The organism is Pedobacter sp. A2324, assembly GCF_059693705.1.
Genome location: NZ_JCASSK010000002.1, coordinates 451,421 through 464,040, shown reverse-complemented (window position 1 = coordinate 464,040; position 12,620 = coordinate 451,421). Strand labels below are relative to the sequence as shown.

Genomic DNA, 12,620 nt, shown 5'->3' with positions numbered 1-12,620 from the left:
CGTAAAGCGAAGGTGTATTAAAAAACTCTAAAGTTATTTTTCTATCTTTGCGCATGATAAAATCCATGACAGGATATGGCTTAGCAACAGCCGATTATGCAAACGCAAAGTATAGTGTCGAAATTAAGTCGCTGAACAGCAAATTTCTCGAGCTTAATTTAAAATATCCCAAAGCCTTTTCTGATAAAGAATTAACATTGCGTAATATCTGCAGCAAAGATATCGAGCGTGGTAAGGTAAGTTTGAGCATTAATGTAGAAAAAGCAAGTGGTGAACTTACCGGCGCAACTATAAATACAGCGTTACTGAGCCATTACTACAAACAACTGGTTGAAGTAAATTCGCAACTCGGGGCCGAAAGCAGCAATTTATTGCAAACGGCTTTGACCTTTCCTGAAGTAATCAGTTACAAAGAAGAAAGTGTAAGTGAAGATGAATGGAATCACCTTTATCAGATTTTCCTTGATGCATTATCTAATTTCAATAAGTTCAGAGAGGATGAAGGGGCAGTTTTAAAGGCAGATCTGGAGCTGAGGATTAAGAATATTCTTTCTTACTTTAAATTTGTTGAGGAACTTGAACCGAAACGTATTGCCCACATCCGTGAGAAGTTTTCTCAGTTTCTGGAAGACGCGGTTGGTAAAGTTAATATCGATCAGAATCGTTTTGAACAGGAGCTGATTTATTACATAGATAAAATTGACATCACTGAAGAGAAAACCCGCCTAAAAAGCCATTGCGATTATTTTCTGCAAACACTTGCAAGTAAGGAAGCAAATGGTAAGAAAATGGGCTTTATTTCTCAGGAAATTGGTCGTGAAATTAACACCATGGGCGCAAAAGCAAACGATGCTCAGATGCAGCAGTTTGTTGTTGGAATGAAAGAAGAGTTAGAAAAAATCAAGGAACAATTACTTAATGTATTATAGCAAAAAGACTAAGGGCTAAAGCGAGCGCTTCCTGGTCTTTATCTATTAGCGTTCAGCTTAAAAAATGAAACAAGGTAAATTAATCATATTTTCTGCGCCATCCGGAGCAGGTAAAACAACCATAGTACATCATCTGTTGAAGAAGTTCCCTGAGTTAAGCTTCTCCATATCAGCTACAACCCGTCAGTTGAGGGGAGAGGAGACACATGAAAACGATTATTATTTTATCAGCAAAGAAGAATTTTTACATAAAGTTGCCCACCAGGAATTTGTAGAATTTGAGGAGGTATATAATGGTACGTTTTACGGAACATTGCGCTCTGAAATAGATAGGATATGGGATAACGGACAGCATGTGATTTTTGATATCGATGTAGAAGGAGGTCTGCGTTTAAAACGAAAGTATGAAGATGATGCATTAGCCATTTTCGTTCAACCGCCTTCGCTGGAAGTTTTGAAAGAGCGCTTAAGCGGAAGGGGTACAGATAGTGCAGAGAAATTACAAGAACGATTCATCAAAGCTGAAAAGGAGTTAACCTATGCTGATAAATTTGATGTGATTTTAAAGAATTTTGATTTAACCACCGCCTGTGCGGAAGCCGAAAAGCTTGTTGGTGATTTTTTAAATAGTTAGTTTCTGTTGCTGACGGAGTGATCTTAAAAAATGAAATCCGAGAATGAAAACTGGTCTTTTCTTTGGCTCTTATAATCCCATTCATACAGGGCACCTGATCATTGCCAATTACATGGCTAACTATACCGGCCTGGATGAGGTGTGGCTCGTGGTTTCGCCTCATAACCCTTTAAAAGACAAAAGGGGATTGAGTAACATGTACGATCGCCTGGAAATGGCCCGTCTGGCGACTACAAATGCAGAAAATATAAAAGTCTCAGATATCGAATTCGGGTTACCTCAACCCTCATTTACTGTCGATACACTCATCTACTTGAATGAGAAATATCCAGCTAGAGAATTTGTATTGATTATGGGGGCTGATAATTTGGTTTCATTAAAGAAATGGAAAAATTATGAAGCGCTGTTAAAAAACTACCAGATTTACGTTTATCCGCGTCCGGGAGCCGATGTTGCAGAATGGGAAAACCATCCTTCCATTACATTGACAGCAACGCCACAAATGGAAATATCATCAACTTTTATCCGCTCTTCAATCAGGAATAAAAAAAACGTGCAGTTCTTTCTGCCCGATGAAGTGATCAACTTTATTGAGCGGAAAGGGATGTACCGGTAAATACTCAATTGGTTAACTGTTAATCAATACAGTTAACCAATTGATATCTTAATACATTAAAAATATTGTGGGTTTTTTGTGAAGATCAATTTCTTCCTTACGCCAGTTATAAACACTCTGTGTTTTAATATACTCATCTTCAGCTGTTAAGTTGCTGGCCACACAAATCTGGGTGTTTGGTTTGCAGCTTTTCAAGATCTCTTCAAACAACTGGTTATTACGAAACGGAGTTTCAATGAAGATTTGCGTCTGCTTATAACGGCTTGCTGAAAGATCAAGATCTTTAATACGTTTAGTACGTTGCTCCTTATCGATTGGCAGATATCCCCAGAATGCAAAACTCTGACCATTGAAACCAGATGCCATTAATGCAAGCAGGATTGAGCTCGGGCCGACAAGTGGTACTACTTTAATACCTCGTTTATGTGCTTCAGCAACAATGTCTGCACCTGGATCTGCAATACCCGGGCATCCGGCCTCACTCATTAATCCCACATCCTTCCCTGCAGCCAATTCATTAAAAAACTGGCCCAAATCGCTACGGTTATGTTTTCCATAGTCGTGCACAATCAGGTCTTTTTGAGGCGTAGTTAAGCCAGCCTCCTTCAAAAACCGGCGGGCAGTTTTACTGTTTTCCACGATATACGTGTCGATCTGGTTTATGGTGTCAACTAAATAAGGGGTAAATGTTTTGTGAGCCACTTCTTCGGCGAGTGGTACAGGTATAAGGTATAAGGTGCCATTTTGCATACTGCAAAAATACTCACAATAAATAGAATTAATGTTTTAAAGTTTTCTTCAGTGGCAGTATAATCTCTTTTCTAAACAGTGGTGTAGCAAATTTTATTTCTGAATGACTCTTTTTTTGCACAATTAAGCCAGGCTTAAAACGTTAAATAAGAGTTAAATGTGCCCTGGATGGCAATATTTGGCACAAAAGCAAAAAACTATGCAAGCATATTAAACTTTGTATTTTTTTGGTGCTCTAATTGATACACACAACATAGGTTATTAAATAAACACACAAATGAAAACACTGAAATTAAAGGCAATTGTGCTGGGGCTTTTTGCGCTCCTTGCCGGAACCACTACTTTAGTCAGGGCACAAGACTATCAGGACGATTACCAGGATGACGGCTATAGCACTGGCAACGTTTCTATGCAAACTTTCTATGATGAGCTATCTCCATATGGAACCTGGATTCAGGATCCACAATATGGTTATGTATGGCGTCCGGATGTAGACCAAAGCGAGTTCAGACCATACTATACCAATGGTCGCTGGGCGATGACTGAATATGGAAATACCTGGGTTTCCAGTTATGACTGGGGTTGGGCTCCATTTCACTACGGCCGCTGGGTGATTAACAGCTATCGTCAATGGATCTGGTTACCAGATACTACATGGGGACCAGCATGGGTTGACTGGAGAAGTGGCGATGGGTATTATGGATGGGCTCCGATGGCTCCTGCTATCAGCATTAATTTAAGCTTCGGCCGCCGTTATTCAGTACCTGAGTTTTGTTGGAATTTTATACCGCAAGCCAGCATTTACATTAATACATTCCCGAGATATGATTATGGACGGAATAATGTGTATATCCGGAATACAACGATCATCAATAATACTTATGTATATAACAGAAGATCTTATTACGGCGGACCAAGGATTGAAGATATCAGACGTGCAACCAACCGCGATGTAACTGTTTACAGATATGCTCAAAGTAACCGTCCGGGTGCAAGCAGGATTGGTGGAAGAGAAGTTTCGATATACAGACCAAGACCAGAGCGCAATCAGGTAGATAATAGAAAAGCAGCTCCAAGAAAATTTGAACAAGGTAACGCAGGCTTTAGCAGAGGTGGAAGAAATGAAGGCTATGCTAACCGCGATCCCCGAAATGGAAATAACAACGATCGTGGTGTAAATGGTAATGATAACCGCTTTGGATCGCGAAATGATAACAGACCAGCTCAACCTAATCGTGGCAATGATGTGAATCCGGGAAGAGAAAACCAGGCTAATGGAAACAGAGGTAATGTGTATGACAGGAATTCTAATGGCAGAGCAGATCGTGGTAATCCGAATGGTGTAAATCCAAGGGATGCTCAGGTGGGTATTGACCGAAGACAAAACGAACAACGTGCCCAACAGGCAGACCAGCAGAGGGCTCAGCGCAATGAGCAGATGCAACAGCAGCGTTCACAACAGATGGACCAACAGAGGGCTCAGCGTAATGAGCAGATGCAACAGCAGCGTTCACAACAGATGGATCAACAAAGGGCTCAGCGTAACGAGCAGATGCAGCAGCAACGTTCACAGCAAGCCGAACAACAAAGAGCTCAGCGTAACGAGCAGATGCAGCAGCAACGTTCACAGCAGATGGACCAACAAAGGGCTCAGCGTAACGAACAGATGCAACAGCAACGTTCACAGCAAGCGGAACAACAAAGAGCACAGCAACAACAGCAACAGCAGCAGCAACGTGCACAACAAGCCGAGCAGCAAAGGGCTCAGCAGCAACAGCAACGTTCGCAGCAGGTCGAGCAGCAAAGAGCTCAACAACAGCAACAACAACAACGTTCGCAACAGGCCGAGCAACAAAGAGCTCAGCAACAGCAGCAAAGAAGTAATGAAAGCCGCAGTTCAGAAGGAGGCAGACCTTCAAGAGGCGGAAGAGGATAGAATAAACTTAAATGTCCCGATGAAAATCGGGACATTTTTTTTGGTGGATTGGTTTTTGTTATAAAATTTAAAACACGAGTACCTTAATTATGTTTACATACTAAATAACTAAGACCATGAAAAAAGAAACAAAAATTATCGTTGGCGTATTAGCCGGAGCAGCATTAGGAGCAACCATTGCGTTAGCATTATCTTCAGATTCCAGTAGCGACCTAAAAGAAAAGGTTTCTGATTTCTTTGCAGACCTATTGGATTCATCAAAAGATAAATTAGCAGGTTTGGCCAGCAAAGCTTCGGACGTTGCTGATAAGGTTAAGGATAAAATAGCGGATGTACATGCATAAAAATTGTAAATGCCGGATATTTCCGGCATTTTTATGCTAATATTTCTAACCACATTTAAATGAAAATTGCTTTCCACGGTGCGGCCCGTACGGTTACCGGCAGTAAACACCTCATCACTTTAAAAAACAATACTCAAATATTATTAGACTGCGGCCTGTTTCAAGGGATGGGTAGAGTTACTGATAAACTTAACGACTATTTCGGGTTCGATGCCACTAAAGTCACCTATTTAGTTCTTTCTCATGCCCACATCGATCATTGTGGCTTGTTGCCAAAGCTGGTTGCTGATGGATTTTCAGGAACCATCTTCTGTACCTCTGCTACAATGGACCTGGCGAGAATATTAATGATGGATTCAGCCAAGATTCAAATGCAGGATGCAGAATTTTCGAACAGGCATTTACGTGAAGGCGAAGAAATGGAAGAGGCGCTTTACACCGATCAGGACGTAAATAAAACCCTCAGTCAGATGAAAATTGTGGAGTATGAAGAAGACTTCGAAATCGACCAATACATCACCTTACGCTTTACTGATGCCGGACACATTTTAGGCAGTGCAGCAGTTCATTTAATCATCCGTGAAGATAATCGATCGACACGCATCACATTTTCTGGAGACGTTGGCCGCTATGGAGATTTACTTTTAAAGCGTCCGCAGCAGTTTGATCAGGCAGATTATATTATAATGGAGTCTACTTACGGGGATTCTCTGCATAAGGATCTGGATCCGATAGAGGAGTTACTTCTGGAAGTTATTAATCAGACTTGCAAGATTAAAAAAGGTAAAGTAATTATACCCGCGTTTGCTGTAGGACGTACACAAGAGCTACTTTATGCACTGAATGGCCTCGAATTAAAAGGTAAATTACCAGATGTATCATATTATGTGGATAGTCCTTTGTCATCAAAAGCCACTGAAATTTTGAAGAACCATCCGGAGGTATATAACAATGGGGTAAAAGAAATTTTAAAGGTTGATCACGATGTTTTTGCTTTTAAAGGACTTAGGTTCATTGAAAGTGTGGAGGAATCAAAGGCTTTAAACCAGGACCCGAGACCATGTGTCATTATATCGGCATCGGGAATGGCAGAAGCCGGGCGGGTAAAACACCACATTAGAAATAATATCAGTAATCAAAAGAATACGATTCTAATGGTGGGATATTGCGAACCGAATTCCTTGGGCGGGCAACTCATCGCCGGTAAAAAAGTTGTTGAAATATTTAGGGATGAATACGATGTGAAGGCAGATGTAAAATCCATTAAATCAATGAGTGCACACGGTGATTATGAAGATTTGTTACATTTCCTATCCTGCCAGCAACCGGAAAAGGTAAAACAGGTATTTCTGGTTCATGGTGAATATGAGGTCCAGCAGAATTTTGCTACGCGATTAAAGGACGCAGGCTTTAAACATGTTGCCATTCCGGAATATCACCAGGAGTTCCACCTGGAATAAAAACTAGTATTTCGTCATACAAGCCCGTTTTCTATCTTTGCGCTATGGATGTTTTTGGTAAAGCACTAAATGATATTTATAAAACCGGGGAGGCCGATACACTCTGGTTACACAATTCTTATGGTGAACCTGAAGAAATGCCTTTAGAATTCTTTTTTCGGGATGATGAAGACATGCCGGTATTAGAACTTCAGGCATTACAAATGTGTAGTGGGAAAGTATTAGACATTGGGGCTGGTGTTGGTAGTCATGCGTTGCTGTTACAAGCCTTTAATATTGATGTTACCGCGATTGACGTATCTGAAGCCGCGGTGAGCATCATGAAAGACCGCGGAGTGAAAAATGCTTTGCTCCAGGATGTGTATACCTACAATGAAAAGTTCGACACCATTTTGATGTTAATGAACGGGATTGGATTAACAGGAACTTTAGCTGGGTTTAAAAATTTCTTAATCAGACTAAAAGATCTGATAAACCCCGGAGGCCAGGTGTTATTTGATTCATCGGATATTTCCTACTTATATGAAGAGTTACCTAAGCCTCAAAATCAATATTATGGCGAGGTTTCTTATCAATATGAGTATAAAGGTGAAAAAGGACACTGGTTTAACTGGATATACGTGGATGAAAACACCATTAAAAATGTTGCGAACGAAACTGGCTGGAATTGTGAAATCATTTTTGATGATGGGGAAGATCAGTATTTAGTCAAATTGACACAGGCGTAATAATCTAAAAGTCATAAAGGCTTTTGAACTTTTAATTTCAATCTGGCCTCGTATACATTTGCAGGTACAATGGCTAGCATAAAAATTAAACTCAGCGTTTTAGATCAGTCATCTGTAAGAAAAGGTGTTAATGCCGCGAGGGCAATAGAAGAAACCACATTACTGGCACAGGAAGCAGAAAGGTTAGGCTACCACCGTTTTTGGGTTTCCGAACACCATAATACCAGCAGCCTGGCTGGTTCGACTCCTGAAATCTTGATTGCACATCTCGCTAATCACACAAAAACCATGCGCATTGGATCAGGGGGCATCATGTTGCCTAACCACAGTGCATTAAAGGTTGCTGAAAGTTTCAGGCTGCTGGAGGTGATGCATCCTAACCGAATTGATCTGGGGATGGGGCGTGCTCCGGGAACCGACAGAATTACGGCATCAATGCTTAATCCATCTAACAATTGGAGTGAACAGGATTTCATGGAGCAGCTAAATGAACTTCAACATTATCTTCATGATACTTCTGACGGAGGAATTCAAGCGAAAATCAAAGCTATTCCAATTGCGGAAACAGTGCCGCATCAGTGGCTGTTGAGTAGCAGTGGACAAAGTGCATTATTTGCATCACATTTTGGCATGGGGCTTTCGTTTGCTCATTTTATAAATCCTGTTGGCGGGCCGGCAGCGGTTCAGTATTATCGGAAAAATTTTAAGCCATCCTTAAATTTAATAGCGCCTGCAGACAACGTTGCACTGTTCGTTTTCTGTTCTGAGAGTGAAGAAAAAGTAGAACAGCAGGCAGCACTGATGAGCTATCGTTTTTTACAACTAGAAAAAGGGGCTGGATTAACATCAACGGGTTATGAAGATATTAAACACTTAACTTATAATAGTGCTGAACAGGCCCGGATAGACGCGAACAAACCCCGAATGATATTCGGTACACCAGATGTTATTCAGGAAAAACTGACCAAACTTGCAAACGACTATGCTGTCGATGAATTCATGGCAGTGACGATCACTGAACACTTTGAAGACAGGATTAAATCGTATGAATTGCTGGCTGATTTATTTTTGAATTGATTTAAGCATAGCTATATAAAATTAAAAACTGAAAAACGTCGATCTACCACCCACTTTCTGTCCGAAGTTTTGGATGTTGTAGGTCACAGTAAACATTCCATATCTTCCAAGATTATTACTTTGACTATCCACTATACTGTTACCAGTAATTTGAATGTTTCTTCGCACATTGCTTTGCATAATGTCATTAACTGAAAGTTTAAGTTGTAAACGGTCGTTTTTCATCAATAAATAAGTAAGTGCTGCATTCCATAATTTAATGTTATTGTTATAACCATTAATGCTTTGGCTATTAATGGTCATCCCATAACTGGTTTCAAAAACGAGTTTTTTCGGATAGCGGACAATAAGTTCAGATGTACTTTGCTGGGTATTGTTGCTTAAATTGGTGTAATAGGCATCCTGATACTTACTGCGGTTCAGGTTTATGGAGTAAGACTGGTTGATTTCTATAACATCATTTAAATTCAAACGTGCACTGGCGTTAGGGCCGATATTAAACACGTCGGCATCGCTGCGGATATCATTAATGATCACGGGCGAATGGTTGAAGTTCACCCATAAACCTGCGCCTACCTTAAGGCTTGTTTTATCCTTCTTAAAGTCTTTAGAGATATTACCACCTCCACTGAAACTATAAATTCCGCCTGAATTTATAGGGTTGACCGTTTGTATACCATTACTGATATTTACGGTATTAATGATACCGTTTTTAGTAAAGTTTCCATATCCGTATAAATTGTAATTGATCTGGCTTTTAGGATCGTACTTATACATGTTTAGATTGAAGGTCTGCGTACGGGCAGGTAACAAATTAGGATTTCCATTCCGAATATAGAGCGCATTGGTATTATCTGCCACGGGCTGAAGGTAATTTACATCTGGCTCTGCGAAACGTGCGGAATAACTTAGCCTGAATATTTTATAGCGTAATTGAAAGGTTGGCCACATAAAATTGTACCGCTGGTCAATATCCTCCCTATTAGTAAAACGGTTGTTTAAGCCAATATAGTTGTAGATCAACCCGGGTTGGATATTCAAATCCTTTGTAATTTTATAGTTTAAACTCAGGTTTGCATTAGTTTTGACGCCGAATTGTTTAACAGTTTGAGTTAAACTTGGAATAACCACATCATATAACTGATTTGCAGGATTACGGTAAAATGTGTTTAGTGCATTTTCATTATTGATCACATTTCCGTTCACATCAACTTTAAGACTTAACTTCTTACTAATGGGTTCTGAATAGTTGGCATAGAGATACGACCTGAAGTTATCAATTTGGTTATTCCTCAATTGATCTGTTTCTGTAGTAGAGGGGGTTAGATAGGTAATGCGGGTGCTCCGGTTAAAATTTATGTTGGGATTAGGGGTTGAAGACACATCAAAACCAACACTAAATGAACGTCCGGCCTTTTTAAAGTCCTTGCTAAGATCACCAACAAGTTGATATTTATTGGTGGCATTATTGCGGTCGTTTAAATTGCTGAGTGAGTTGATGAGGGTACCAGAAGCATTAGTATTTCTGGAAAGCGTTCTGCTTACTGAATTATTTGAATTCAAAACCACAAAAGGCTCAATTGTAATTTGTGTAAGTGAATCGATCTGCCAGTCTAATTTTCCGGCAATATTATGCTTCAAAGTAATGGAGCTGGTGTTTTCATTGGTGTTGGTGATGAGCCTGTCGGTACCCAATGTTTGATTGGTGTTTGATAAGCGTTCCAGTACATTATCAGATTTACCGAAAAAATATTGAGTATTTAATTTGATCCCTTTTTTTGTTAGGGTATTCAGATTAAAACCAGCACCAGACGAGGTTTGGACGCCACTAGTGGCACCTCCAAAACCTATACCATTAAATTCGAAATAACCTCCGGAATTCATCATCATCGAATTAACCCCACTTCGGTTAAAACCGCCAAGGCGCTGAACGTCATTAGGGTTGAAGCCAGGTTGGTTGATGTTGTTCCCATATCCGAGGATGCTTACCTGTGTGGTATCCCTGAAAAAGTTCATTAAGCCACCTGCCTGATAGAGTTGCCTTAAGCCGCTTCCTGCATACAATTTACCAAATGCGCCTTGTTTGATGGCTCTTTTTAGTTTTAAATTAATTACCTGCGGAATTTCTGCAGCAACAAGGTCAGGATTTCTTCTTTTCGCCTGCTTGTCATCTACTACCTGAACTTTATCGATAATATTTGCCGGAAGGTTTTTGGTTGCAATCTGCTGATCACCTCCAAAAAACTCTTTACCATCAACCAGAATTTTACTTACCGTTTTACCATTTACGGTTATCGAACCATCCTCTGCAATTTGTACTCCCGGAAGCTTTTTTAACAAGTCTTCCACTACCGCAGAAGGCAGGGTTTTGAATGATTCGGCATTAAATTCAATAGTATCCTTACGTACAATTACTGGAGGGCGCTCAGCTGTTACAGTCACCTCATTCAGGTCATTTGCTCTGCTGGAAAGGTACAATGTTCCAAGATTTAATGTGGGGTTTTGCGCAGTAAGTTCTACTTCTTTCCTGTAAATTCCAAACTGCCATGCATTCACCACTAACCTGTATTTGATCCCGGTTTGCAGGTTATTGATTCTGAAAAGCCCCTTTTCGTCAGAAAGTTTGTAAGTCGTTAAAACACTATCACCAGTTTTGTAAACCGAGATGGTTGCATAGTTCAGGGTATTTTTATGATTGGCACTATCAGCCAAAATTCCTGTTATACTACCATTTTTTTGTCCGAAAAGATGTAATGACGCAAGGCAAAATGCAATTAAAAGTAAATGTTTCTTCATGTATTGTAATGATAAGGAATCTAAAATAGATGTGTTCAGGCTTTTTTGGTTAAAAATGTGATGAACTTTACAAAATATGTGACGGATAATTACCCTCTGTTTTACAGACACATCATTTGAAGAAATGTTGCACCTTATTGTTTAACTAAATCTTTAGGTAAAGATAGGTTGCCAGGTATTTAGTTGCAAGCACAATCGAAAAAATTACACAGTTATTTTTCCATATACTATTACTGAACAGCTTTTCTCAGCCCGCTTATTTCAATATTTGATTACTTTTGCGGCATGATTTCATTTTTCGAAGCTTCATTAAAGCAACTATCCATCCATCATACAGGGAATAAACTGGTAGAAGAATATTACAAACTATCTGATGCACCTTTGAAGATTGATGATGAGGTATTGGGTAACCTGCTGATGCAGTATTTCTTAAAACCATTTGAAAAAGTAAACGAGATTTATCGCTTTTATCATCCGAATGATAATTTAAATTTAAACGAGGTTTATCATTTTGCTCACGAAATTTTTGAAAATAATACGCTTTTTCATGAAAATTCACAGCAATTGGCCAAGTACCTGTATGATGTAGCCAACCATCCAAAAATCAAATCAGGCGAACTATATGTTACCTATTTCGAAAAGGTACAGATTGAAGGTGAGCAGCTGGATGTGGTGGGAATATTTAAATCAGAAACTAAAGATACTTACTTAAAGGTTTACCCTGAGCTGGATGGCTTTAATATTAGTTATGAACAGGATGCAATCAGTATTAATAAATTAGATAAGGGTTGTTTAATATTTAATGTAGATCAGGGGGAGGGATATAAGGTTGTCGTGCTGGATCAGTCGAAAAGTAACAACGAATCGGCTGTTTACTGGAAGGATGAATTTTTGAAGTTAAAAATCAGAAATGACAGTTACAACCAAACTAATAACGTCCTGGGGGTTTATAAGAATTTTGTTACGCAGAAGTTAGATGACGATTACGAGATTAGTAAGGCAGATAAGATTGATCTGCTGAACCGCTCTATGAAATATTTTAAAGAAAAGGAAACCTTTGATATTGAGGAGTTTGGTAATGAGGTAATCGGTAATGCAGAAGGCATCGAGTCTTTCAAAAATTATAAGAAAAACTACGAAGAGGAATACGAGAGCCCGATTGCCGATCATTTCGAAATTGCCGAATCGGCAGTTAAGAAACAGGCACGTGCTTACAAGAGTGTGCTGAAACTTGATAAAAACTTTCACATTTATATCCATGGTAATAAGGATATGATTGAGAAAGGTTACGATGACGACAAGTCGATGAATTTTTACAAGGTGTACTTTCGGGAAGAGGAATAAGACCGG

11 protein-coding genes are annotated in these 12,620 nt (G+C 39.6%); 9 read left to right on the top strand and 2 right to left on the bottom strand.

All coding sequences use genetic code 11. The features are described from left to right. Positions 1-65: 65 nt before the first annotated feature. The 3 genes from AC570I_RS07040 (at position 66) to nadD (ending at position 2,179) form a co-directional block, all read left to right on the top strand. The gene (locus tag AC570I_RS07040) at positions 66-929 is read left to right on the top strand and encodes a YicC/YloC family endoribonuclease (RefSeq protein WP_047799992.1); all 864 of its coding nucleotides are present in this window, start codon (positions 66-68) and stop codon (positions 927-929) included. 64 nt (positions 930-993) lie between these two features. Continuing rightward, positions 994-1,563, top strand: a complete 570-nt coding sequence (gene gmk / locus AC570I_RS07035; protein WP_497404909.1) for a guanylate kinase — start codon at positions 994-996, stop codon at positions 1,561-1,563. Between the two features lie 43 nt (positions 1,564-1,606). Further along, a complete protein-coding gene (gene nadD, locus AC570I_RS07030; RefSeq protein ID WP_497404908.1) occupies positions 1,607-2,179 on the top strand; it encodes a nicotinate (nicotinamide) nucleotide adenylyltransferase in 573 nt (190 codons plus the stop codon). 48 nt (positions 2,180-2,227) lie between these two features. Here nadD and AC570I_RS07025 read toward each other — a convergent pair whose 3' ends face one another. Further along, the gene (locus AC570I_RS07025; RefSeq protein WP_047799995.1) at positions 2,228-2,929 is read right to left on the bottom strand and encodes an SAM-dependent methyltransferase; all 702 of its coding nucleotides are present in this window, start codon (positions 2,927-2,929) and stop codon (positions 2,228-2,230) included. Positions 2,930-3,206: 277 nt separating this feature from the next. Here AC570I_RS07025 and AC570I_RS07020 point away from each other — a divergent pair, with 277 nt between their 5' ends. From AC570I_RS07020 to AC570I_RS07000, 5 genes are all read left to right on the top strand, one after another. Then, on the top strand, positions 3,207-4,865 hold the full coding sequence (locus AC570I_RS07020) for a DUF6600 domain-containing protein (protein ID WP_497404907.1): 1,659 nt from the start codon (positions 3,207-3,209) through the stop codon (positions 4,863-4,865). Positions 4,866-4,981: 116 nt separating this feature from the next. After that, positions 4,982-5,209, top strand: a complete 228-nt coding sequence (locus tag AC570I_RS07015; RefSeq protein ID WP_047799997.1) for a YtxH domain-containing protein — start codon at positions 4,982-4,984, stop codon at positions 5,207-5,209. 59 nt (positions 5,210-5,268) lie between these two features. Then, positions 5,269-6,669 (top strand): MBL fold metallo-hydrolase RNA specificity domain-containing protein, encoded by a 1,401-nt coding sequence (locus AC570I_RS07010; protein ID WP_497404906.1) that lies wholly within the window; start codon positions 5,269-5,271, stop codon positions 6,667-6,669. A gap of 44 nt (positions 6,670-6,713) precedes the next feature. Continuing rightward, the gene (locus tag AC570I_RS07005) at positions 6,714-7,397 is read left to right on the top strand and encodes a class I SAM-dependent methyltransferase (RefSeq protein ID WP_497404905.1); all 684 of its coding nucleotides are present in this window, start codon (positions 6,714-6,716) and stop codon (positions 7,395-7,397) included. A gap of 69 nt (positions 7,398-7,466) precedes the next feature. Further along, positions 7,467-8,474, top strand: a complete 1,008-nt coding sequence (locus AC570I_RS07000; protein WP_497404904.1) for an LLM class flavin-dependent oxidoreductase — start codon at positions 7,467-7,469, stop codon at positions 8,472-8,474. A 21-nt stretch (positions 8,475-8,495) separates the two neighbouring features. Here the strand turns inward: AC570I_RS07000 and AC570I_RS06995 are convergent, their stop codons facing one another. Then, positions 8,496-11,270, bottom strand: a complete 2,775-nt coding sequence (locus AC570I_RS06995; RefSeq protein ID WP_497404903.1) for an outer membrane beta-barrel protein — start codon at positions 11,268-11,270, stop codon at positions 8,496-8,498. Between the two features lie 285 nt (positions 11,271-11,555). Between AC570I_RS06995 and AC570I_RS06990 the strand changes: the two genes are divergently transcribed. After that, positions 11,556-12,614, top strand: a complete 1,059-nt coding sequence (locus AC570I_RS06990) for a nucleoid-associated protein (RefSeq protein ID WP_497404902.1) — start codon at positions 11,556-11,558, stop codon at positions 12,612-12,614. Positions 12,615-12,620: the final 6 nt, after the last annotated feature.

Excerpts from the sequence above, each read along its gene's own strand:
- AC570I_RS07040 (WP_047799992.1), top strand. The coding sequence starts at position 66 with ATGACAGGATATGGCTTAGCAACAGCCGATTATGCAAACGCAAAGTAT.
- gmk (WP_497404909.1), top strand. The coding sequence starts at position 994 with ATGAAACAAGGTAAATTAATCATATTTTCTGCGCCATCCGGAGCAGGT.
- nadD (WP_497404908.1), top strand. The coding sequence starts at position 1,607 with ATGAAAACTGGTCTTTTCTTTGGCTCTTATAATCCCATTCATACAGGG.
- AC570I_RS07025 (WP_047799995.1), bottom strand. The coding sequence starts at position 2,929 with ATGCAAAATGGCACCTTATACCTTATACCTGTACCACTCGCCGAAGAA.
- AC570I_RS07020 (WP_497404907.1), top strand. The coding sequence starts at position 3,207 with ATGAAAACACTGAAATTAAAGGCAATTGTGCTGGGGCTTTTTGCGCTC.
- AC570I_RS07015 (WP_047799997.1), top strand. The coding sequence starts at position 4,982 with ATGAAAAAAGAAACAAAAATTATCGTTGGCGTATTAGCCGGAGCAGCA.
- AC570I_RS07010 (WP_497404906.1), top strand. The coding sequence starts at position 5,269 with ATGAAAATTGCTTTCCACGGTGCGGCCCGTACGGTTACCGGCAGTAAA.
- AC570I_RS07005 (WP_497404905.1), top strand. The coding sequence starts at position 6,714 with ATGGATGTTTTTGGTAAAGCACTAAATGATATTTATAAAACCGGGGAG.
- AC570I_RS07000 (WP_497404904.1), top strand. The coding sequence starts at position 7,467 with ATGGCTAGCATAAAAATTAAACTCAGCGTTTTAGATCAGTCATCTGTA.
- AC570I_RS06995 (WP_497404903.1), bottom strand. The coding sequence starts at position 11,270 with ATGAAGAAACATTTACTTTTAATTGCATTTTGCCTTGCGTCATTACAT.
- AC570I_RS06990 (WP_497404902.1), top strand. The coding sequence starts at position 11,556 with ATGATTTCATTTTTCGAAGCTTCATTAAAGCAACTATCCATCCATCAT.